Below are 20,950 nucleotides of genomic sequence, written 5' to 3' on the forward strand. Positions count from 1 at the left end.
TCCGACGTTGTACATGTTCTTGGCAATATGGCACAGTTCTCGAAGAGTCAAGTATTCTTCTTTGGTCAAACCATTTAGCTGTTGTTTGATACAAAAATACATTTTTTCACCTCCCATCTAACTATATGATACTATATTTTACTGAATCTATCCTATTTTCAGCAAAATATAGTTAAGGCGATTCATCTCCCACTTACTCCGCTTCGCTTCGTTGAAGTGGGAGTCTTCTCGCCTAATTAAGATAAATAAGAAACCGAAATAATGCCTTCAGCCGTTTCTTCTTGGGTCAGGCCTTTCATCAAGCGGGCGAATTTCAAGCGGTCGCCGAGTTTCAACAGAGAGCTCCTCCTTCGAACAAGTGTCTGATTTTACCGAAAATTATATCCTTTCCTTTTTTTTCTTGCATCACACTTTGGTACTAAAACAAAATGGAAAAAGCGCCCCAAAAAGCTGGGACGCTTTTTCGCTCCTACCCCGCAAGCGGACCGGGGAAGCGCAAGCCGCCGACGCATGAAAAGGCCCGCGGCAGCCAGCCATTCCTCTGCCTCTTGACTGAACGGGGCCGTTCGGATGGATCCATTTCCCATCCGCTGACACGTTCCGTCGTTTTGGTCTCGACAAAAACGGGATCACTTGGATGACGGCCCGCCGCCATGCCCTGTTCTTTGAGCCGGAAGCGCTTATCGCTTCGGCACTGTTTCGCCTTCCCACTCGAGCATGCCGCCCGTCATGTTGCGGACGCGATAGCCAAGCTCTTGCAAGTAGCGGCAGACGTTTTCGCTCCGCCGTCCGGAGCGGCAGACGAAAATATATTCTTCGTTGCGGTCGAATTCCTCAAGCCGATCGGGGATGTCGCCCATTTTAATATGTTTGGCGCCGGGGATCATGCCGAGGGCGACTTCCTCGTCTTCGCGCACATCGACAATGTTCAGCTTTTCCCCGCGTTCGAGTTTTTCTTTCACTTCAGCCGGCGTGATTTCCTTGATCTCTTCCATGGCAGATCGACCCCTTTCGTTGGTGGATAGGGAGCGGGCCGAAGCCCGCCCTCATCATCAGTTGGCGACGATATTGACGAGCTTGCCGGGGACGGCGATCACTTTGCGCACGGTTTTGCCCTCAAGCTGCTCTTTGATTTTTTCATCGGCGAGCGCCCGCTCCTCGAGCGCTTCTTTTGGCAAGTCAACTGGCACGTGCAAGCGCGACCGCACTTTGCCGTTGATTTGCACGACGATTTCCACGACGTCTTCCACAAGCTTCGTTTCATCATACGTCGGCCACGGTTCATAGGCGATCGTGTCCGTGTGGCCAAGCTTTTGCCACAGCTCCTCGCCGATGTGCGGGCAGACCGGCGACAAGAGCTTGACGAAGCCTTCCATGTATTCTTTTTTCATTTGCTCCGCTTTGTACGCTTCGTTGATGAACACCATAAGCTGCGAAATGGCGGTGTTAAAGCGCAAGGATTCGTAGTCTTCCGTCACTTTTTTCACCGTTTGGTGATAGATGCGCTCGAGCGTATCGTTTGCCGGTTCGTCGACAATGTTCGGGTTCAGTTCGCCATTCTCGGTGACAAAGAGCCTCCAGACGCGGTCGAGGAAGCGCCGCGCCCCGTCAAGCCCTTTCGTCGACCAAGCGATCGACGCCTCAAGCGGCCCCATGAACATTTCATACAGCCGCAAGGTGTCGGCCCCATGGCTTTCGATGATGTCGTCCGGGTTGACGACATTGCCTTTTGATTTGCTCATTTTTTCGTTGTTTTCGCCTAAAATCATCCCTTGGTTGAACAGCTTTTGGAACGGTTCTTTCGTCGGCACGATGCCAAGGTCATAGAGAAACTTATGCCAGAAGCGGGCATAAAGCAAATGCAAAACCGCGTGCTCCGCCCCGCCGATGTAAACATCGACCGGCAGCCACTTTTTCAGCTTTTCCGGATCGGCGAGCTGCTTGTCGTTGTGCGGGTCGATGTAGCGTAAATAATACCAGCAGCTTCCAGCCCATTGCGGCATCGTGTTCGTTTCGCGCCGCCCTTTTTTCCCGGTTTTCGGGTCGACAACATTGACCCATTCTTCGATGTTGGCCAGCGGCGACTCGCCCGTTCCCGACGGACGGATTTCATCCGTTTTCGGCAACACAAGCGGCAATTCCTCTTCCGGCACCGGCGTCATCGTGCCGTCTTCCCAATGGATGATCGGAATCGGCTCGCCCCAGTAGCGCTGGCGGCTGAACAGCCAGTCGCGCAGCCGGTACGACACTTTTTTCCGCCCTTTGCCGTGCTCCTCAAGCCAGGCGATCATTTTGTCGATCGCTTCCTGCTTGTTCAACCCGTTCAAAAACTCGGAGTTGATATGCTCGCCATCTCCGGTGTACGGTTCTTTTTCGATATCGCCGCCGGCGACGACTTCTTTCATCGGCAAGTGGAATTTTTTCGCAAACTCGTAGTCGCGCTCATCGTGCGCCGGCACGGCCATGATCGCTCCGGTGCCGTAGCTCATCAAGACGTAGTCAGCGATCCAAATCGGAAGCCGATCGCCGGTGACCGGGTGAATGGCGTACGCGCCGGTGAACACGCCCGTTTTTTCTTTCGCCAAATCGGTGCGCTCAAGGTCGCTTTTGCTTTGAATTTCCTTTAAGTAGGCGTCAACGGCTGGCTTTTGCTCCGGCGTCGTGATTTTTTCAACGAGCGGATGCTCCGGCGCCAAGACGGTGTACGTCGCGCCAAACAGCGTATCCGGACGCGTCGTGAACACGGTGAATGTTTCGTCATGGCCGTGGACGGCAAACTCGATTTCCGCTCCTTCCGAACGGCCAATCCAGTTGCGCTGCATCTCTTTAATGCTTTCCGGCCAGTCGAGCTCTTCCAAATCTTCAAGCAAGCGGTCGGCATAGGCGGTGATTTTCAGCATCCATTGCCGCATCGGCTTGCGGATGACCGGATGCCCGCCGCGCTCGCTCCGGCCGTTGATCACCTCTTCGTTCGCCAGCACCGTGCCGAGCGCCGGACACCAGTTGACCGGCACTTCATCCATGTAGGCGAGCCCTTTTTCATACAGCTTCAAGAAAATCCATTGCGTCCATTTGTAATAGTTCGGGTCGGTCGTATTGATCTCCCGGTCCCAGTCGTACGAAAAGCCAAGCGATTTGATTTGCCGGCGGAAATTGTCGATGTTTTTTTGCGTAAACTCCGCCGGGTCGTTGCCGGTATCGAGCGCATATTGCTCGGCCGGCAGCCCGAACGCGTCCCAGCCCATCGGGTGAAGGACGTTGTACCCTTGCATCCGCTTCATGCGCGCCAAAATATCGGTCGCCGTATATCCTTCCGGATGGCCGACGTGCAAGCCGGCGCCGGATGGATACGGGAACATGTCGAGAACGTAAAACTTCGGCTTGTCATCATCATCGGGCGTGCGGAACGTTTTGTTTTTCTCCCAATAGTCCTGCCATTTTTGTTCAATTTCGCGGTGGTTGAAGCTCATCGCAGCACTCCTCCTATCAAGTTCTACTTGCATCATTGACGAAAATATGTACAAAAAAACCCCCCATCCCCACAGCAAAGGGACGAGAGGCGCGCTTCCCGCGGTACCACCCTTTTTGGCGCGCCAAACGGCGCACCCGCTTTCTTCCTTAACGCGGATGGACGGCCGGCGCTGTCGATGACCGTTCACGCCGGCAACTCCGAGGCGAGTTCACGAGCCGACTTCGGTTGACTCGCACCATCCGTCAACTCTCTGCCGTCCGTCGGGCCCGCTACTGCTCCTCTTCACCGTTATTCGCCTTATTCGCACATGAATCGACCGATGAGTGGACAGAATGACAAATTTATTATTATTTTAAAAAATTTGTCGATCAATTGCAAGCCGAAATCTATACGGAAGCCGCGGTTTTTTCATCCGCGTTCTCCGTCCGCTTCGGGAGCCGACGATCATGCAAAAGCGCGGCCAGCACCGCCAATAAGGCAAACAATGCTAACATCATGATGAGCAGTTTCATTCCAAACAGATCGGCGACCGAGCCGCCGATGACCGGTCCGATCATCCGTCCGGCCGTGGCCGTCCCGTTGACGATTCCTTGGTAAAACCCGGCTTTCCCCGGGGGCGCCCATTCGTTCACCGCGGCCGGAATCGCCGGCCAGACGATCATCTCGGCGATCGTGAGCACAATCATGGACGCGGCAAACTCTGCAAACGAATGCGCCCCCAACAGCATGGCAAACGAAACGGCGAAAATAAAAAAACCGATCACGATTTGCCGCTTCAACGTCGGCATGAAGCGGCGGATGACCGCTGACAACAGCGGCTGGGCCAAGACGATCAACGCTCCGTTGATCGTCCAAAGCAAGCTGTACTGCCCGACTGGTATCCCGAGCTCGCGTGTATAGGCGGCGATCGTCGTCGACCATTGGACATAGCTCAACCAACACAGTCCATAGCCGGCGCAAAGGAGGGCAAGCGCCCAGCCCGCGGAGCGGGATGGCGCTCTTTCCGCTTCTCCGGATCGTTTCTTTCTCGGCGGCGGCAAGAGCGGAACGCGGCGCAGCCCGGCCACAACCGTAAACAAAAACGCGGCATACAACAAAAGATTGGCGAAAAAAACGAGCGAGAACGAATATGAAGCGACAAGCCCGCCAAGCGCCGACCCGACGGCGACGCCGATGTTTTGCGCGACATACAAGGCGTTGAACGCCCGCCGCCCCCCTTCCGGCCAAATCGCCCCGGCGTACGCCGACGCGGCCGGAAAGACGACGCCGCTGCCAACGCCGACAAACGCCAAAAACACCGCATAATGCGGCCAACCGTGCCAAACGCTTAAGCCGCCGAGCGCGGCTATCGTCAACATCGCTCCGGCCAACAAAACGCGAAACCCGCCGATCCGGTCAAACAAAAAGCCGCCGGCCAAGCTGCCGATGACGCTTCCCCCAGAGTTGAGCATGAGCACGACACCAGCGACAGCGAGCGGCTGGCCGAGCTGTTCGTGCAAATAGATCGTGTTTAGCGGCCATAGAAACGACGCCCCTGTCACATTGAGCGCCATGCCGACAAGCAGCCACCAAAGAGCGCGGGGCATCGGTCATCATCCTTTTCTGGCTTTTATTTTGAGTTCCGAAATAATTGTAGGGGAAAACAGGAAAAAATGCAATCAAAAAGGCGGAGCGTTCCGATGCGTCCGCCACTTTTTTGCCAAACTAACTCCCCACGGAAACAATGGCTTTTGAAGCGGGGCTCCTGCGCGAAAAGAAGAACAAGACGGAGCGGCTTCCGCCCCTTTGGCTTGTCGTCACCCGTTCCGCTGCTTGGAGCGGATCGGTTGGCCGCCCGTTTCCTCGTATTGCTTTTTCGCCAGCTTCACCGGGTCAAAGTCTTGACCAAGCTCAAGATCGTTATTGTTTTGGCCGTTGCGTGTTTTTTGTTCCGGATTCGTTTGTTTCAAGCGTCGCTTCATGTCGTGTTCCTCCTCGTTTCAGCGGTCAAGCAAAATCATGTCGTTTTGCAATTGCTCCAGTTGGAGCCGCATCCGATGCAGCTGCTCGCGCTGCTGGGCGTTGCAGCTTCGCGCCAAGTGCGCTAAATCGATGACCGTCTGCTCGAGCATCTGCTGGGCGTTGGTGTATTCGGTGATGTTGTAATGCTCCTGCTTTTGCGCTTCCGTATATTGCTCTTTCGCGTAGCGGATCACATCTTCACACCGCTGCAAAAATTCCTCAACGGATTGTCTTGTCGCCATGCGCTCACCTCGTTTCGTGATATTCCCTCATGTTTACTATGCGCCGCATAGGCCGGCCGTATCACGCCAATGATTGGCAGCGGTCGATTTTCCATGAAGTTTTTGTTACAATGCCGACGTGAGGATCTTCGTTCAGCTCGATCAATGTCGGTCAGCTCAAGGTTTTCTGTCACGCCGGCGCAGAGGATGGAAAGTTTAGGGGAAAAGCGATGGCATCCGACACTTTGGCGCAACGCCACGCCTGCCAACGTAAACGATGAAACGATCACAAGGAGGGGCCAACCGATGGCTTTGATGAACATTTTGCCGTTTGCCCGCTTTTTGCTTGATCAAGCAGTCAACGAAGGCGACATCGCCGTCGACGCGACCGTCGGCAACGGGCACGACACCGTGTATTTGGCCCAACGCGTCGGGGATTTCGGCCATGTGTTCGGCTTTGACATTCAGTCTGAGGCCATCACCGCCGCTTCCGCCCGCCTCGCGAAACATGGGCTATGCGGGCGGGCGACGTTGTTCGAGCGAAGCCATAGTGAACTGCTTGAGGCGCTTCCCGCCGATGTACACGGGCGCATCGCCGGCGCGGTGTTCAACCTCGGCTATTTGCCGGGCGGCAATAAGCAAATCGTCACCCAGCCGAAATCGACGATCGAAGCGGTCCGCCAGTTGCTTTCCGTCATGAAGCCGGGCGGCGTCATCGTTCTTGTCGTCTACCACGGCCATCCGGAAGGAAAGCGCGAACGCGACGCGCTCCTTGATTACGTCCGCTCTCTTGATCAACGGCGCGTCCATGCCTTGAAATACGAATTCATCAATCGGCAAAACAACCCGCCGTTTTTGCTCGCGCTCGAAACCCGGGCGGATAAGGGCGCCTGAATCAATCGGATCCCGCCCCTTTTGCCAATACAAGCAAACGGCCGCCCTTATGAAAAGGACAGCCGTTTTTGCCGCTCCTGCCAAAAGCGGTATGCTTTTCCGTTCCAATAGAAAAACTGCGACGCCGCCCCGCCGGCGCGGACGAGCCGGCGCGCCAGCCGGCGCAGCCCGCGCTGCTTTTTCACCTTGGCATCCGACAAATACAATCCAAGAAGCCCTCGGTGAATAAGGCGGTGAAACTCGCCGTGCGGAAGGGCGCCAACATGGCGGTCGGCCTCTTCGATGAAATGGCAAAGCCGCTCAAGCATCACCGTTTCATTCGGATAGTAAAAGCAAAAGTTTAAATCGCCGCCGTCCCGGTCTTCCTCCTGATCGATCAAATAGTCGAGCAAAATGTGCAGTCCTTGAATGTAAGGAAAATAACCGTCGCGCACTTGTCTCGCCATCTCCGGCGGCAGCGATTCGCCAAACGCATAGGCGACGAGGCAGAAAATGCCGAGCGTCGAACCGGAGCAGGCGGAAAACTCATACCACTCCATCGGCGGCAAGGCGTCTTTGTATTGCGCGAACCATTTCTCCAGCCGCGGCACCCGCTCGCTCGCTTCGACATGTTTATGCACTTGCAAGTCGCAATAATATCCGGCCAATTCATGCAAAAATGGGGCGATCGTCTCATAATGGCGCACCGTCTCGAGCACCTCTTGGCACGTGCGGACGAGCGCCGGCAAATAGCCGCCGTCTTCCTGTTCGCGGCGATGACGGTAATAGTTCGACGGCTCTGCTCCGATCGTCAAAGCGTCCGGCATCGAATCGTGCAAGGCGCGAAAGTCGAGCGGATCGAGCGAGGTGCTGCGGTCGCACAAATTATCCAAATAATCGCTGATCGTCTGGTAAGCAACGATAAAGCGGATGCAATCCTCCATGTTTTCTCCGGCCAAGAGCGCCAAAATGGAGCCGCCTTCGCAATGGAACGTTTTCGAAGCGATGCTCGCGAGCGCCTGGCGCCGCAATTCCGGGTCGGGAATGCGCTCGGCTTGGCGCCGCCAATAGGCAAGCTCGCGGTGGACAAGCGGAAGCACGTCACGATACACCATTTTCATCAAGGCGATGGGGTTTTTCGGAATGTTCAATCGGCTCACCTCAGGTGCAAACACCATGGTCTCGTCTCCTAGCATTTCCATCTTATCGGCAACCAAAATCGTTTCGCGTCTGAACAGCTTGCGATCTCGTCTTCCAGTATTGCCATCAATGCGGCCGGGGCAAACCATAAAAGGGTTGGCGACGGAGTGAAAAAGCCGCTCAACAACGGTTCTTCTCACGTTGAGAAGCTTTGTGAAATCGGATCTTCTTCCCCGATCCCAACCACTCATCGGGCGAAACGAAACGTTTTTCACCAATCCCGATTAGGCGCGCTCGCTTTCGTTGGCGATTTGGACGCAGCGTTGTACAATACATGGTGAACGATCGATTTTGCAACAGAAAGGAACGAACGCCCATGATTTACCCATACAAAGGCAAAACGCCGCAAATTGCCGCCTCCGCCTTTATCGCCGACTATGTGACGATCACCGGCGATGTCGTGATCGGCGAAGAGACAAGCATTTGGTTCAATACCGTCATTCGCGGCGATGTGGCGCCAACGGTGATTGGCAACCGGGTCAATATTCAAGATAACTCAATTTTGCATCAAAGTCCAAACAATCCGCTTATCATTGAGGACGGGGTGACGGTCGGCCATCAAGTCATTTTGCACAGCGCCATCGTTCGCAAAAACGCGCTCATCGGCATGGGCTCAATCATTTTGGACCGCGCGGAAATCGGGGAAGGCGCGTTTATCGGCGCCGGCAGTTTAGTGCCGCCGGGCAAAAAAATTCCGCCCAACACGCTCGCCCTCGGCCGGCCGGCGAAAGTCGTCCGCGAACTGACGGAAGACGATATCCGCGAAATGGAGCGCATCCGCCGCGAATATGTCGAGAAAGGGCAGTATTACAAAGCGCTGCAGCAACAGCGGACATCGTGCGCCGACAAAAAAGAGCTGCCGTGATCAGGCAGCTCTTTTTCTTTCATCACTTGTCCGCCAACGCCAGCGCTTGTTCTTTCAACAAGGCGGCTTTGTCGGTGCGCTCCCACGGCAGGTCGATGTCCGTACGCCCAAAATGGCCGTAAGCAGCCGTCTGTTTGTAAATCGGGCGGCGAAGGTCGAGCATTTTGATGATGCCCGCCGGGCGGAGATCGAAGTTGTTGCGCACGACTTCAATCAAAATGTCTTCCGACACTTTGCCGGTGCCGAACGTATCGATCGAAATCGAAACTGGGCGGGCGACGCCGATCGCGTAGGCAAGCTGCACTTCGCATTTGTCGGCCAGTCCTGCCGCGACGATGTTTTTCGCGACATAGCGGGCCGCATACGCCGCCGAGCGGTCGACTTTCGTCGGATCTTTGCCCGAGAACGCGCCACCGCCGTGGCGGGCGTAGCCGCCGTACGTATCGACGATGATTTTGCGCCCCGTCAACCCAGCATCCCCTTGCGGACCGCCGATGACAAACCGTCCTGTCGGGTTGATGAAATATTTCGTGTTCTCATCAAGCAGCTCCGCGGGCACGACCGGCTTGATGACCTGCTCTTTAATGTCGCGCTGGATTTGCTCTTGCGTAATTTCCGGATGGTGCTGCGCGGAAACGACGATCGTATCGACGCGCACCGGTTTGCCGTTTTCATCGTATTCGATCGTCACTTGCGTTTTCCCGTCCGGCCGCAAGTACGGCAAGACGTCCGTTTTGCGCACTTCCGCCAATCGGCGCGCCAAGCGGTGCGCAAGCGAAATCGGCATCGGCATCAATTCTTCCGTCTCATTGCAGGCGAACCCAAACATCAATCCTTGGTCGCCGGCGCCGATCGCTTCGATTTCCTCGTCAGTCATCTGACCTTCGCGCGCCTCGAGCGCCCGGTCCACCCCCATCGCAATGTCCGGCGATTGTTCGTCAATCGATGTCAGCACCGCGCACGTATCGGCGTCAAATCCGTATTTGGCGCGCGTGTAGCCGATCTCCCGGACCGTATCGCGGACGATGCGCGGAATGTCCACGTATGTTGATGTCGTGATTTCCCCGCTCACGAGCACCAGCCCGGTCGTAACGCTCGTTTCGCAGGCGACGCGGGCGTTTGGATCTTTTTCCAAAATGGCATCCAAAATGGCGTCAGAAATTTGGTCGCAAATTTTATCCGGATGTCCTTCCGTCACAGACTCTGAAGTAAACAAGCGGCGTTTGGCTGACATTCGGTTTGTTTCCTCCTCTTGGCATAATGTGGCGACACGGAACTCATTTCCCTTTTTCCCTTCGCAATATAAAAAACCTTTCCTGTAACGGCTGAGGAAAGGTCATGGCAATCGTATTGCTTCCTTTCACTCTTATCGTTCAAGGACTGCGCCTTGCCACAGGTTAGCACCATTTCACACATGTACAGTTGTGACGGTTGCTGGGCTTCATCGGGCCTGTCCCTCCACCGGCTCGGGATAAGAGTATCCGTTCAATGACTTATCTTATCGCAACGGAATCGGCAAAGTCAACTATCAAAATTCATTTTTTATCATTTCCAGCCGCGAAAATTCTTTCCTCAAGGAAACCAACACATTGGGCAAAATAAAGTTTGAAAAACCCACACAATTAGTATGGACTATTAATAAAAATGTGTTATACTATTTTCAAGAGTGATTACAAAAAGAAGGCAGGTTTTGAATATGGGGATCGCAAACATGACGAATAAGCTTGATTTATTGCTGCAAAAACCGTACGTGCATCATCAACTGTCCGTCGCCGAGCTCGTTGAGAAAGTCCTGCAACGGAACGAAGGACGGCTGACGCACACCGGAGCCGTCGCGGTGACAACCGGCAAGTACACAGGGCGGTCGCCGAAAGACAAATACATCGTCGAAGAACCGTCAACGAAGCAAACGATCGACTGGGGCGCGGTCAACCAGCCGATGTCTCCGGAGACGTTTGATAAACTGTACGACAAAGTGCTCGACTATTTAATGAAGAAAGATGAACTGTTCGTGTTTAAAGGCTTTGCCGGCGCCGATCCGAAATACCGGCTGCCGATTCAAGTCGTCAACGAATTCGCCTGGCACAACTTGTTCGTCCATCAGCTGTTCATTCGGCCGAGCGCCGCAGAGCTCGCCGCGCATGAGCCGCAATTCACCGTCATTTGCGCGCCGAACTTTAAAGCCGACCCGAAAGTTGACGGCACGCGCTCGGAAGCGTTCATCATCATCTCGTTTGAACGGCGCACCGTGTTGATCGGCGGCACCGAGTATGCCGGCGAAATGAAAAAATCGATTTTCTCGGTGATGAACTATTTGCTGCCGGAACAAGGCATCCTGCCGATGCACTGCTCGGCCAACGTCGGCCAGGAAGGCGACGTCGCCCTCTTTTTCGGCTTGTCGGGAACGGGAAAAACGACGCTCTCGACCGACCCGAACCGCCGCTTGATCGGCGATGATGAGCACGGCTGGTCAAACCGCGGCATTTTCAACATCGAAGGCGGCTGCTATGCGAAATGCATCAACCTATCGCGCGAGAAAGAGCCGCAAATTTTTGACGCCATCGGCTTCGGCGCGGTGCTCGAAAACGTCGTCCTCGACGACGCGACGCGGGTGCCGAATTACGACGACGGCACGCTGACGGAAAACACGCGCGCCGCCTACCCGCTTCAGGCGATCAAAAACATCATCGACCCAAGCGTCGCCGGCCATCCGTCCACGATCGTGTTTTTGACGGCTGATGCGTTCGGCGTCCTGCCGCCAATCAGCAAGCTGACGCGTGAACAGGCGATGTACCATTTCTTAAGCGGCTACACAAGCAAACTCGCCGGCACCGAACGCGGCGTCACCGAACCGGAAGCAACGTTCTCAACGTGCTTTGGCGCACCGTTTTTGCCGCGCCCGGCCGTCGAATACGCGGAAATGCTCGGGCAAAAAATCGCCGAACACAACGTCCGCGTCTTTTTGGTCAACACCGGCTGGACAGGGGGACCGTACGGCGTCGGCAGCCGCATGAAGCTCGCCTACACCCGGGCGATGGTGCAAGCCGCCGTCGAAGGGGAGCTGGACAACGTCGAAACGGTGCAAGACCCGATTTTCGGCCTCGCCATCCCAACCCACGTCCCCGGCGTGCCGGATGACGTCCTGCAGCCGCAAAACACATGGGCTGACAAACAAGCATACGAACAAAAAGCAAAAGAGCTGGCGCAAAAGTTCCGCGCCAACTTCCGAAAGTTCGCCCATATCGACCCGACGATCGAAAAACTCGGCGGACCGCTCGTGTAACAAGAACCCGGCCGGACAGGGAACATCCTGTTCGGCCGGTTTTTCTGTTCTTTCCTCTGCTTTCGTCTCCGACACTGAATCGTTAGACATTTCTGTACGTCGGTCCGTTTCATTCGCCTCAAACAACCAGACTCGAGCAAACGCAATGAGCTTCTGTGTTTTCATTTGCCGCAATGGCCATGAGTTCTGCAAGGAATACGTAATGTCATCAAAAGATGGATGATTAATGAACTTGCGCATTATTTCTAAAGTTTTTACTCCCTGTTTCCCCAAGAATTGTGTTCTTACTTCTATTTCTCCAACTGTTTTCCGCAAATCATTCATATACTTATCACAATTTTTAGTATCATTAAACAAGTGATCAAGATGCATAATTCCTATAGAAACTCCAGCAGCATGATATGCTCTGTCTAAAGGCCTTTTGATTTTCAAGATACTCTAAACAGAATAAGGGGGAGGCTTCCATTGCTTCAGTATATCCATTTACCTTTAGCAGATTGTTGAAAATCAACCCGTTTTCCTTCGCTCCATCGTTTTGGGGCGTGGCAAAAAGCCAGTTTCATCAAAGACTGAAGATCTGATTTTTGGTTCATTTTGACTATTCCATCACCAGTCGTTTCGATGATCAAAGAGAGGATTGAGGTCATGAAAAATAAAACATTTCATTTCCTTTGGATCGGACAATCTTTCGCGAATTTCGGAGATGTGTTCTACATTGTTTCCGTTGTCTCTTACCTATATCATTTGACATCGAAAGCCATGGCTGCCGCATTAGTCCCTTTTTTCGTTACATTGTCGTTATTTATTAGCGGAATCGTCGCACCGATATTTTTCGAAAAATATAAACTAAAAACGTTATTGTCCTACGGACAAATGTGTAAAACATTTCTGCTGCTTTTTCTCTCGCTGTTTTTGCACTGGGGTGCGGAACATTACACTGCGATCGTTTATGTTTTTGTATCATTGATCGCTTTTTTAGATGGGATCAATAATCCGATTAAAAACTCCCTCGTTCCTTTTATCGTTTCCAAGGAGGAAATCTTGAAAGCCAACAGTTTTGTAAACACGTTAGACCAATTCATCAAACTTAGCGCATGGCCGATTGGGAGTTTGATTGTCAGTGTAGGGTCGCCGTTCCTTTTAATCAATATCACCTTATTGTTCTATGTCGTCTCAAGCATTCTCATGTTTCTGTTGCATATACAAGAACATACAAAGAAGAAGACGGCTCAAGGCAAAGGCCTAAAGAACTTTCTCCTTTCGATCCGTCTAGGATGGGAATACACTTGGAGAAATGTGCACGCTAAATCGATTAGCTTCATGTCATTTTTTGAAGGAATCGGAAATGGGGTCTGGATTTCGGCCATCCTTTATATGTATGTGAAAGAACAATTACATGTAGGAGAGGAATGGTGGGGATATATTAACTCTGTTTTCTTTGGCGGCATGGTGATAGGGGGATTGTTAAGCGTTAAGTTTAGTCAATCGGTTGAAAAAAATCAGCAATTTTTTGTATTGTTTGGCCCGTTTTGTATCGCTATTGTCACACTGTTATTTGGCACAACGACGCACGGTGCGCTGGCGCTTCTGTATTCCGCCCTGTACGGGATCATCGAACAATGGAAGCTGATCTGTCTTCAGACGATTCTTCAAAAAAATGCCCGGATGGACGCTCTGCCTCATGTTTTTTCCGTGCAGGGAGTCATTAGTTCCGTAACGTTCGGGATTTCCGCCTTATTGATGAGCTTTATAGCCGATGTTTACGGGATTCGCTTTTCGTTTTATTTGTCTGTTTGCTGCTTTTTGATCAGCGGCTGGATCAGTTATCGTCAGCGAAAAATCTGGAGTTATAAGGAGAACCAAAAAGGAGAAATCACTGGAACTATTTTGTGAGCTCCCTCTGTAAATGATCACTTTATTTCAGAACAAAGCAAAGGAATCAGTCTTGCTTAATCATATGGCAGAGTGCAAACCGAAGGATTGTTTGCGCTCCTGCCTTTTCAAAATTAGAATAAAAACGCCAATCGGGACGATGAACGTCACCGACAAATTCTGTCAATAGACTTTACCCTCGATGGCCGTAAGGTTCGAACGCATAAAATGATTGTCGTCGATCCCCCGGGGTTTTTGCACGATTGGGGGTCGACGACAATGTGAGGCTCGACGGCGAAGAGTCTGCTCTGCTTACCCCTTCACCCGTTCGATCTTCTCAACCGGCAGCCCGGTCAGTTCGTGGATCGTGTCGACATCGTACCCTTTCGCCAACATTTTCTTCGCGATGTCGATTTTCCCTTCCTCGATCCCTTTTTGACGTCCCTGTTCAATCCCTTGCTTCATCCCTTGCTTCATCCCTTGCTTTATTCCTTGTTTCAACCCTTGTTCGATTCCTTGTTTGACTCCTTGTTGAATGCCTTTCTCGATTCCCCGCTGTTCGTATGAGATGATGAGCTCCATCACTTGTTTCGCTTCCTTCGTCTCCATTTGGCTCACCTCGTTTCGCAGTTGGATTTCCTCCGCTTCGGACAACCGCAAATACGTTTCAAAAAACCCAAACAACAGCCGCTGCTTCGCCTCATCGAGCTCGAGGCGGACTAGCATGCGCAAAAACTCCTTTTTCACTTCCACCTTCTCGCTTTCATTATACCCCATTTTGCTTAACAAGGCGGCGGCAACCGGATTGTCACGGCGGATGTACTCGCGCCACGGCAGTTTGCGCAGCTCCACCGTCAGAAAGCGGAAGTCGAGAACGGTCAAAAACGGAAACTGGACGACCAATGAGGAAGGTTCATCGTGGTGTTCATCATAGCTGAAGATGGCGATCGGAAGAATGCGGCGGCGGTATTTTTGAAACAAGCGGCTGAAGTAGAGGAACATTCGCTCGGGGAAGGTCCGCTGTGCGTAGCTTTGGTGTTCGACATGGACGATGATGAGCCCTTCCTCCCCCTTCATCTTCGTTTCGACCAACAAGTCGACGCGATGCTTCTCTCCGGCCGTCACGTCGGTAAACAGTTCTTCTGTGAGGAAAGAAAGGTGGCGAACGTCGATGTGCTCGTACACGTTGGGAAAGAAAAGAAGCAAAAACTCTTCGAAAAACGTCGACAGCAACTCTTTGAACAACCGGTCGTGATCGATTCGCGGTTTGGCCACGTTTCCCCTCCTTGCGGCATCGAATTCATCGTATGATATTCGCTCTCCGCGGCCAAACTCCTTCTCCTCCCCCCTACTTTTTTTATGGTATGATCAAACGTCGCACAGGAAATCCTCAAGCAAAGGCTATTTTTATGCTTGTCTGAACCGGCCTGACGCCACAAGTTAACTATAGACGGAAAAAACTTGAGCCAAGAGCGCAAACCGTTCTTCCGTTTGCGCTCCTGTCCGATGAACCCGTTCAGCTCTCATTCAGCCGCTTCATGGTGTGCAGCCTCGTTCAATTCGTCGAATACAGGCTGACGAGCTCATACGTCACCGTCGTCCGACTGTCTTCCCATTCGAGCTTTCTCACGACCGCGACGCCGCTCGCTTCGCTTTGCACCGTCCGGCGCACTTCAAGCGGCACGTCAAGCGGATACAAGCGGTAGCCTTCTTTTTTCAACACAAACACATTTCCTTGAACGCGCTGTTCCTTTCCTTTTGTCACAATGACCGTCTGCAGCTCCATCGGCATGCCCATATGATTCCAACCTCCTTGGCACCCCATCGATTCGTTGGCGGCCGCGCCGCCACCCGAGCGGCGCACGCAGCCGCCCCTCTAGTTGTATCGTATCACATCGTCGGCTGTTGTTTCATCCATTCCGTGAGCCTTTGCACCGTCTCGCGATTGGCTTGCGGCGGAAAATAGTGGGTGAACTCAGGGAAGTACCAAGCCGTGACCGGTTTGCCGAGCTGCTTCAGCCGCCGTTCCAGCCGCCAGGCGTGCTCAATCGAGACGTTCTCATCGCGCTCGCCGTGGATGATGAGCACCGGGGCCTTGAGCCGTTCCAGATGATAGAGCGGCGTGCGGTGCCGGTAGCGCTCCGGGCATTTGTTCGGCGTCCCGCCGATGACGCGCTTCATCATCCGCCGCAAGTCAGGCCGCTCCCAATACGTAAGCTCCATATCCGCCACCCCTCCCCAGACCGCCACCGAACAGACCCCCTCGGCCATTAGGGCGGCATGGAGCGCCATCGCCCCGCCGCGGGAGAAGCCGAACATGTGAACGCGCCCGGGATGGACGAGCGGATGGCGGCGAAGGAGATGAAACCCAGCGAGCGCGTCATAACGGTCTTCACCGGCGAAATCTTCGTTTCCTTCTCCGCCCCCATTGCCGCGATAGAGCGGAGCGAAGACGACAAACCCGTGCGAAGCGAATTGGACAAGGCGCGGCACCCGCACTTGCCCGACGTTTTTGATGCCGCCGCGCAAATACAAAAACCCGTCATAAACGCCTTTTCGCTTCGGCGCCGCTAAAAATCCTTTCACCTTCAGCCCTTGGGACATATAGGTGACAAAGAACACATCGATTCCCGGATGCGGCGACGGAAACCGGTATTGGTCGATGATGTCCCCGTCCATACGCCTGCCTCCTTCCTACGCGAAAACAGATGATGCGAACCACCCGTCATCATCCCCCAACGCCTTCTTTCATTAGGGCAAGTGGGGCTGTCCGACTGCCTCGCTGTTGGTGCATGCCGCCCCTTGGCCGAGCGTCAGCTTGAAAAAGCCCTGGAGCGCGAGGAGCGTCCCGACCGCCGCCCGTTCTCGTTCGACCGCCCATTTTTTCTAGGCATTCACACATTTTGGCTGCGTGCATACGATAAGGTGAAACCACGGTTTACCGCATGCGAACCAAGGGGGTTAACGAACATGAAAAAATGGGCCGTATGGTTATGCTCGCTTCTGCTGCTTTTGCCGCTTTCCGCCTGCACGAATGACGGGGGCCAAAGCGAAAAGCCGCTCCAAAAAGTGCGGCTCGCCGAAGTGACGCACTCGATTTTTTACGCACCACAGTACGTCGCCCTGGCAAAAGGCTTCTTTAAAGAAGAGGGGCTGGATGTCGAACTGACGACGACATGGGGCGGCGACAAAACGATGACGACGCTGCTTTCCGGCGGCGCGGACATCGCCCTTGTCGGCTCGGAAACGTCGATTTACGTCTACAGCCAAGGAACGGACGACCCGGTCATCAACTTTGCCCAACTGACCCAGACGGACGGAACGTTTCTCGTCTCGCGCAAAAAAATCGGCCACTTTACATGGGAGATGTTGAAAGGAAGCACGTTCCTCGGCCAACGGAAAGGCGGCATGCCGCAGATGGTCGGCGAGTTTGTGCTGAAAAAACACGGCATTGACCCGCACAACGATTTGCATCTCATTCAAAACGTCGATTTCGCCAATATCGCCAACGCCTTTGCGAGCGGCACCGGCGATTTCGTCCAGCTGTTTGAGCCAACAGCGAGCATTTTTGAACAAGAAGGGAAAGGCTATATCGTCGCTTCATTCGGCACCGAATCCGGGCGCGTGCCGTACACGTCGTATATGGCAAAACGAAGCTACATGAACGAAAACAAAGACGTGATTGAAAAATTTACGCGCGCGATCTACAAAGCGCAGCAATGGGTCGAATCGCACAGCGCAGCTGAAATTGCCAAAGCCATTCAACCGTACTTTAAGGACACGGACTCGGCCATCATCGAAAAAGTGGTTGAGCGCTACAAAAGCCAAGGGACCTATGCGACCGATCCGATTTTGGATGAAGAAGAATGGAACAACTTGCAAACCATTATGGCCGAAGCCGGCGAGCTGCCGAAGCGCATCGACCTGAATACGCTTGTCGATTCGTCGTTTGCCAAAAAAGCGATGAACGATTGACGAAAGCGGGTGAACGTCATGTTTCTTTCGATCGACCGCCTTTCGCATACGTATTTGACGAAAACGACCGCTGTCACTGCGCTCGATGACGTGTCGCTGTCCGTCGAGAAAGGAGAATTTGTCTCCTTTCTCGGCCCAAGCGGCTGCGGCAAAACGACGCTTTTGTCGATCATCGCTGGGCTGATTGAGCCGACGGAAGGGGCGGTCCACATCGAAGGCCAACCGATTTGGCCGAGCGGAACGGCCGCGCCGGCGGCGCGGCGCGCGGTCGGCTACATGCTTCAGCAAGACTATTTGTTTCCGTGGAAAACGATCGAAGAAAACATCCTTCTCGGGTTGAAAATCACCGACACGCTGACCGCTGACACGAAAGAACGAGCGCTCGCTCTGCTGTCGGAGATCGGCCTAGCCGGCGTCGAGTTGTATTACCCGAGCCAGCTGTCCGGCGGCATGCGCCAGCGCGCGGCGCTCGTGCGCACGTTGGCGACCGACCCGAAGCTGCTTTTGCTTGATGAACCGTTTTCCGCCCTCGATCAACAAACAAAGCTGAAACTGGAAGAACTCGTTTGGAAGACGTTAAAACAATACGAAAAAACAGCGGTGCTCGTCACCCATGACATCGAAGAAGCCATCGCCATGAGCGATCGCATTTTCTTGTTTTCGCCACGCCCCGGCCGCCTGGTGCGGACGTTTGTCATCCCGGATGAACTGCGCTGCCGCCCGCCGCTTGCCGCCCGCCAGCAGCCATCGTTTCCGGCGCTCTTTCAATCCATTTGGAAGGAGATGGAGGCCCTTGAATCCGCCCAATGAACGCATTGAAGCGCTGCACACAGAATACCTCACCGTCTTGCGCAAAGAACAGCGGATCATCCGCCTTTGGCAGACGGTGCTGCTTGTCGCCTTTTTCGCCGTCTGGGAAGCGGCAAGCCGCTTCCATTGGGTCGATCCCCTTCTATTTAGCTCTCCATCCGCCATCGCCAAGCTGTTTGTCGAAAAAATGAGCGATCACTCTCTATTCGCCCATACATGGGCGACGCTGTTTGAGACCTTGCTTGGATTTTTCATCGGCACAGCCGGCGGGGCGCTGATTGGCGCGCTTCTTTGGTGGTTTCCGCGTCTGGCGAAGACGCTTGATCCGTATTTGGTCGTGTTCAACGCCATGCCAAAAGTCGCCCTCGGGCCGATTTTGATCGTCGCTCTTGGACCGGGATTTACGTCGATTGTCGCCATGGGCGTCGTCATCTCCATCATCATCACGACGATCGTCGTCTATTCGGCGTTCCAAGAGGTCGATCCGAACTATTTGAAAGTATTGCGGACGTTCGGCGCCACCCGCTACCAATGCTTTCAAGAGGCGGTGCTGCCGGCGTCGTTCCCGGCGATCATTTCGACGTTGAAAGTAAACGTCGGCCTCGCTTGGGTCGGCGTCATCACCGGCGAGTTTCTCGTCTCGAAACAAGGGCTTGGGTATTTAATCATTTACGGCTTCCAAGTGTTCAACTTCACGCTTGTGTTGATGAGCCTGCTCATCGTCGCCTTGCTGTCGACCGTTATGTATCAGCTTGTCGCCTTGATCGAGAAAAAATGGGGAAACCGCCGCTAGCGGGACGCCCGCCGAATGTTGCCGGGCGTCTCGTTTCATTCCTGTCGTCCCAATGAGCCGGCATCCGCCGCTTTTGGGAAGCCCATCTTCGGGAGCCGCCGCCGATCGGCGCCCCTTTTCAATCGATCAGCCCGCGCTGTTTCAACTTGGCAAGCGCCAGTGAAAGCACGTCATCTTTCATGAAATAGCTGAAACGCTGATCGGCGCGGATGTCATCCGGCAGCGCCTCAAGCAGCACCGGGCCGTTCGTTTCCAAATACGACCCCCGCTCGACGAGCGCAGCGATGTCGGCAAAATACATGTTTTTCACGATATCCGGCTCCACTTCATATTGGCCGATGTATTCAAGCCGGCCGACGATTCCCCCCGTTTCTTCCATCACTTCGCGGGCCGCGGCTTCCGCCGCTGTTTCCCCTTCTTCCACCTTGCCGCCGGGAAACTCAAGGCCGCGGCGCGGATGATCCGTCAACAGCCATCGCCCGCCATAGCGGCAAATGACCCATACATGCCCGGGGGAGGGGGAAAACGGATGATCCGCAAAGGCCAGCCGAACGCGATGTCCGTAGTAATCGCGAAATTCATGCATCGGACTCTCCCCTTTCCTCTCCCCATTATACAGAAAAACGCCGCTCGACTCGCGGCGTTTACTCTTCTTTTTCGTCAGGAAGGATGCCGAGCGAGCGGATATGCTCCTTCGCCTCCTCGTTGCCGAGGCGGTAAATCATTTCATAAATTTTCGTCAACGTCCGGTCGTAAGCATCGTTTTCCCGATCATAATGGTATTGGATGTACGGCACATGGGTGCGCCAAAACGCCTGCCAGTCGGTCGAATAATTTTGATCAAAATATTCGCGCAGCTGGGTGATTTCCTCATCCGTTGCTTCAATTTGGAAGTCCCACGGCGAAGCGGTTTTCAACTGCGAGATTTCTCCGGTTGCCATCGAGACGTAATACGTCTTTTTTCGTTCGTCTGCCACCTTCGTCCACTCCTTCTTTTGCTCTTTTTGCTTAGTGTGGGGCAATCGGGGAAAACTATGCTCATTTTATTTCATCTTTCAACAGCTCGATCGCCTTGCGCAGCACGGACGGGATCGGAACGCCCGCCCGGCCGGCGTTTTCCACAATCGAGATAAACTCATTGGCGATATAGAAAAAAATGATCGCATCGCGGATGACATGCATGTTCCATCCAATGGCCAAATCGACGAGATGCGATGCCGCCACCAGAATGAAAATCAACAGTTTGCGGATGATGCCGCGAAAGCCGACTTGACTTGATAGCTTGCCTTCAACCGCGCTGGCGGCGATGCCGGTGAGGTAGTCGACAATGACCAAAGCAAGCAAAATCACGACAAATGAGTCCACGCTGCCGACAAACAGCGACAAAAACGAACCGAACAGCGACACGGCAACCATCGGGATCGGCTTGTTCACGCTCCCCCCTCCTTGAACATAGGATACGCGTAACTATCGTATGCCCGGTGAGGAGAACGCGACGCGGCGCATTCCCTAAAAAATCGCCCTTTTTCGACAAAGACAGGACAAAGCAAAAGGCCGTCCCCCGGCCTGAGGACAGCCTCCTCTT

General features: G+C 53.8%; 21 protein-coding genes, 1 riboswitch and 1 other annotated feature. Of the genes, 7 read left to right on the top strand and 14 right to left on the bottom strand.

The features are described from left to right. Nucleotides 1-236: 236 nt before the first annotated feature. The 6 genes from ACVBDQ_RS12295 to ACVBDQ_RS12320 form a co-directional block, all read right to left on the bottom strand. A complete protein-coding gene (locus ACVBDQ_RS12295; RefSeq protein WP_021322701.1) occupies nt 237-335 on the bottom strand; it encodes a transcriptional regulator in 99 nt (32 codons plus the stop codon). Between the two features lie 345 nt (nt 336-680). Further along, nucleotides 681-995 carry a rhodanese-like domain-containing protein gene (locus ACVBDQ_RS12300; RefSeq protein ID WP_013144427.1) on the bottom strand — a complete coding sequence of 105 codons (315 nt, stop codon included), beginning with the start codon at nt 993-995 and terminating at the stop codon, nt 681-683. A 57-nt stretch (nt 996-1,052) separates the two neighbouring features. Beyond that, complete coding sequence (leuS, locus tag ACVBDQ_RS12305) at nt 1,053-3,470, bottom strand: leucine--tRNA ligase (protein WP_011232314.1); 2,418 nt, start codon at nt 3,468-3,470, stop codon at nt 1,053-1,055. Between the two features lie 75 nt (nt 3,471-3,545). Further along, nucleotides 3,546-3,767, bottom strand: a binding site (T-box leader). A gap of 91 nt (nt 3,768-3,858) precedes the next feature. After that, complete coding sequence (locus ACVBDQ_RS12310; RefSeq protein WP_042381897.1) at nt 3,859-5,058, bottom strand: MDR family MFS transporter; 1,200 nt, start codon at nt 5,056-5,058, stop codon at nt 3,859-3,861. Between the two features lie 210 nt (nt 5,059-5,268). Continuing rightward, nucleotides 5,269-5,433, bottom strand: coding sequence for a hypothetical protein (locus ACVBDQ_RS12315; protein WP_011232316.1), 165 nt, complete (start codon nt 5,431-5,433; stop codon nt 5,269-5,271). Nucleotides 5,434-5,451: 18 nt separating this feature from the next. After that, nucleotides 5,452-5,715, bottom strand: coding sequence for a YtzC family protein (locus tag ACVBDQ_RS12320; RefSeq protein WP_011232317.1), 264 nt, complete (start codon nt 5,713-5,715; stop codon nt 5,452-5,454). A gap of 285 nt (nt 5,716-6,000) precedes the next feature. Here ACVBDQ_RS12320 and ACVBDQ_RS12325 point away from each other — a divergent pair, with 285 nt between their 5' ends. After that, entirely contained in the window at nt 6,001-6,588 is a 588-nt protein-coding gene (locus ACVBDQ_RS12325) for a tRNA (mnm(5)s(2)U34)-methyltransferase (protein WP_042381894.1), read from the top strand. 47 nt (nt 6,589-6,635) lie between these two features. On the opposite strand, the gene ACVBDQ_RS12330 is transcribed toward ACVBDQ_RS12325, so the two are convergent. Then, a complete protein-coding gene (locus tag ACVBDQ_RS12330) occupies nt 6,636-7,745 on the bottom strand; it encodes a tetraprenyl-beta-curcumene synthase family protein (protein WP_014196592.1) in 1,110 nt (369 codons plus the stop codon). A 338-nt stretch (nt 7,746-8,083) separates the two neighbouring features. Here ACVBDQ_RS12330 and ACVBDQ_RS12335 point away from each other — a divergent pair, with 338 nt between their 5' ends. Continuing rightward, nucleotides 8,084-8,632, top strand: coding sequence for a gamma carbonic anhydrase (locus tag ACVBDQ_RS12335; RefSeq protein ID WP_011232320.1), 549 nt, complete (start codon nt 8,084-8,086; stop codon nt 8,630-8,632). Nucleotides 8,633-8,654: 22 nt separating this feature from the next. Here the strand turns inward: ACVBDQ_RS12335 and metK are convergent, their stop codons facing one another. Continuing rightward, entirely contained in the window at nt 8,655-9,866 is a 1,212-nt protein-coding gene (gene metK / locus ACVBDQ_RS12340; RefSeq protein ID WP_011232321.1) for a methionine adenosyltransferase, read from the bottom strand. A gap of 129 nt (nt 9,867-9,995) precedes the next feature. After that, nucleotides 9,996-10,110: riboswitch (SAM riboswitch) on the bottom strand. A 218-nt stretch (nt 10,111-10,328) separates the two neighbouring features. Between metK and pckA the strand changes: the two genes are divergently transcribed. Beyond that, nucleotides 10,329-11,915, top strand: coding sequence for a phosphoenolpyruvate carboxykinase (ATP) (gene pckA / locus ACVBDQ_RS12345; RefSeq protein ID WP_025039216.1), 1,587 nt, complete (start codon nt 10,329-10,331; stop codon nt 11,913-11,915). 645 nt (nt 11,916-12,560) lie between these two features. Further along, nucleotides 12,561-13,808, top strand: a complete 1,248-nt coding sequence (locus ACVBDQ_RS12350; RefSeq protein ID WP_042381890.1) for an MFS transporter — start codon at nt 12,561-12,563, stop codon at nt 13,806-13,808. A 291-nt stretch (nt 13,809-14,099) separates the two neighbouring features. Here ACVBDQ_RS12350 and ACVBDQ_RS12355 read toward each other — a convergent pair whose 3' ends face one another. The 3 genes from ACVBDQ_RS12355 to ACVBDQ_RS12365 all read right to left on the bottom strand — a co-directional run bounded on the left by ACVBDQ_RS12355 (nt 14,100) and on the right by ACVBDQ_RS12365 (nt 16,466). Continuing rightward, complete coding sequence (locus ACVBDQ_RS12355) at nt 14,100-15,062, bottom strand: Rpn family recombination-promoting nuclease/putative transposase (protein WP_042381887.1); 963 nt, start codon at nt 15,060-15,062, stop codon at nt 14,100-14,102. Between the two features lie 280 nt (nt 15,063-15,342). Next, a complete protein-coding gene (locus tag ACVBDQ_RS12360; protein WP_011232325.1) occupies nt 15,343-15,585 on the bottom strand; it encodes a DUF2584 domain-containing protein in 243 nt (80 codons plus the stop codon). 92 nt (nt 15,586-15,677) lie between these two features. Then, on the bottom strand, nt 15,678-16,466 hold the full coding sequence (locus tag ACVBDQ_RS12365; RefSeq protein ID WP_011232326.1) for an alpha/beta hydrolase family protein: 789 nt from the start codon (nt 16,464-16,466) through the stop codon (nt 15,678-15,680). 291 nt (nt 16,467-16,757) lie between these two features. Between ACVBDQ_RS12365 and ACVBDQ_RS12370 the strand changes: the two genes are divergently transcribed. Genes ACVBDQ_RS12370 through ACVBDQ_RS12380 form a run of 3 tightly spaced genes read left to right on the top strand, consistent with a single transcriptional unit; the run spans nt 16,758 to nt 19,365 of the window. Next, a complete protein-coding gene (locus tag ACVBDQ_RS12370; RefSeq protein ID WP_011232327.1) occupies nt 16,758-17,762 on the top strand; it encodes an ABC transporter substrate-binding protein in 1,005 nt (334 codons plus the stop codon). An 18-nt stretch (nt 17,763-17,780) separates the two neighbouring features. Beyond that, on the top strand, nt 17,781-18,572 hold the full coding sequence (locus ACVBDQ_RS12375; protein WP_011232328.1) for an ABC transporter ATP-binding protein: 792 nt from the start codon (nt 17,781-17,783) through the stop codon (nt 18,570-18,572). Next, entirely contained in the window at nt 18,556-19,365 is an 810-nt protein-coding gene (locus ACVBDQ_RS12380; RefSeq protein ID WP_011232329.1) for an ABC transporter permease, read from the top strand. The genes ACVBDQ_RS12375 and ACVBDQ_RS12380 overlap by 17 nt, the downstream gene beginning before the upstream one ends. Nucleotides 19,366-19,483: 118 nt before the next feature. On the opposite strand, the gene ytkD is transcribed toward ACVBDQ_RS12380, so the two are convergent. The 3 genes from ytkD to ACVBDQ_RS12395 form a co-directional block, all read right to left on the bottom strand. Next, on the bottom strand, nt 19,484-19,951 hold the full coding sequence (gene ytkD / locus ACVBDQ_RS12385) for an RNA deprotection pyrophosphohydrolase (RefSeq protein ID WP_011232330.1): 468 nt from the start codon (nt 19,949-19,951) through the stop codon (nt 19,484-19,486). A 58-nt stretch (nt 19,952-20,009) separates the two neighbouring features. Then, complete coding sequence (locus ACVBDQ_RS12390; protein ID WP_011232331.1) at nt 20,010-20,342, bottom strand: hypothetical protein; 333 nt, start codon at nt 20,340-20,342, stop codon at nt 20,010-20,012. A gap of 61 nt (nt 20,343-20,403) precedes the next feature. Continuing rightward, a complete protein-coding gene (locus ACVBDQ_RS12395) occupies nt 20,404-20,799 on the bottom strand; it encodes a phage holin family protein (RefSeq protein WP_011232332.1) in 396 nt (131 codons plus the stop codon). Nucleotides 20,800-20,950 lie beyond the last annotated feature (151 nt).

Source organism: Geobacillus sp. CCR, from assembly GCF_052906625.1.

Bases quoted from the DNA above. Each gene is read 5' to 3' on its own strand.
- metK (WP_011232321.1), bottom strand. From the start codon at position 9,866: ATGTCAGCCAAACGCCGCTTGTTTACTTCAGAGTCTGTGACGGAAGGA.
- ACVBDQ_RS12310 (WP_042381897.1), bottom strand. From the start codon at position 5,058: ATGCCCCGCGCTCTTTGGTGGCTGCTTGTCGGCATGGCGCTCAATGTG.
- ACVBDQ_RS12335 (WP_011232320.1), top strand. From the start codon at position 8,084: ATGATTTACCCATACAAAGGCAAAACGCCGCAAATTGCCGCCTCCGCC.
- ACVBDQ_RS12375 (WP_011232328.1), top strand. From the start codon at position 17,781: ATGTTTCTTTCGATCGACCGCCTTTCGCATACGTATTTGACGAAAACG.
- ACVBDQ_RS12300 (WP_013144427.1), bottom strand. From the start codon at position 995: ATGGAAGAGATCAAGGAAATCACGCCGGCTGAAGTGAAAGAAAAACTC.
- ACVBDQ_RS12370 (WP_011232327.1), top strand. From the start codon at position 16,758: ATGAAAAAATGGGCCGTATGGTTATGCTCGCTTCTGCTGCTTTTGCCG.
- ACVBDQ_RS12315 (WP_011232316.1), bottom strand. From the start codon at position 5,433: ATGAAGCGACGCTTGAAACAAACGAATCCGGAACAAAAAACACGCAAC.
- ACVBDQ_RS12360 (WP_011232325.1), bottom strand. From the start codon at position 15,585: ATGGGCATGCCGATGGAGCTGCAGACGGTCATTGTGACAAAAGGAAAG.
- pckA (WP_025039216.1), top strand. From the start codon at position 10,329: ATGGGGATCGCAAACATGACGAATAAGCTTGATTTATTGCTGCAAAAA.
- ACVBDQ_RS12330 (WP_014196592.1), bottom strand. From the start codon at position 7,745: ATGGTGTTTGCACCTGAGGTGAGCCGATTGAACATTCCGAAAAACCCC.
- ACVBDQ_RS12350 (WP_042381890.1), top strand. From the start codon at position 12,561: ATGAAAAATAAAACATTTCATTTCCTTTGGATCGGACAATCTTTCGCG.
- leuS (WP_011232314.1), bottom strand. From the start codon at position 3,470: ATGAGCTTCAACCACCGCGAAATTGAACAAAAATGGCAGGACTATTGG.
- ytkD (WP_011232330.1), bottom strand. From the start codon at position 19,951: ATGCATGAATTTCGCGATTACTACGGACATCGCGTTCGGCTGGCCTTT.
- ACVBDQ_RS12320 (WP_011232317.1), bottom strand. From the start codon at position 5,715: ATGGCGACAAGACAATCCGTTGAGGAATTTTTGCAGCGGTGTGAAGAT.
- ACVBDQ_RS12325 (WP_042381894.1), top strand. From the start codon at position 6,001: ATGGCTTTGATGAACATTTTGCCGTTTGCCCGCTTTTTGCTTGATCAA.
- ACVBDQ_RS12365 (WP_011232326.1), bottom strand. From the start codon at position 16,466: ATGGACGGGGACATCATCGACCAATACCGGTTTCCGTCGCCGCATCCG.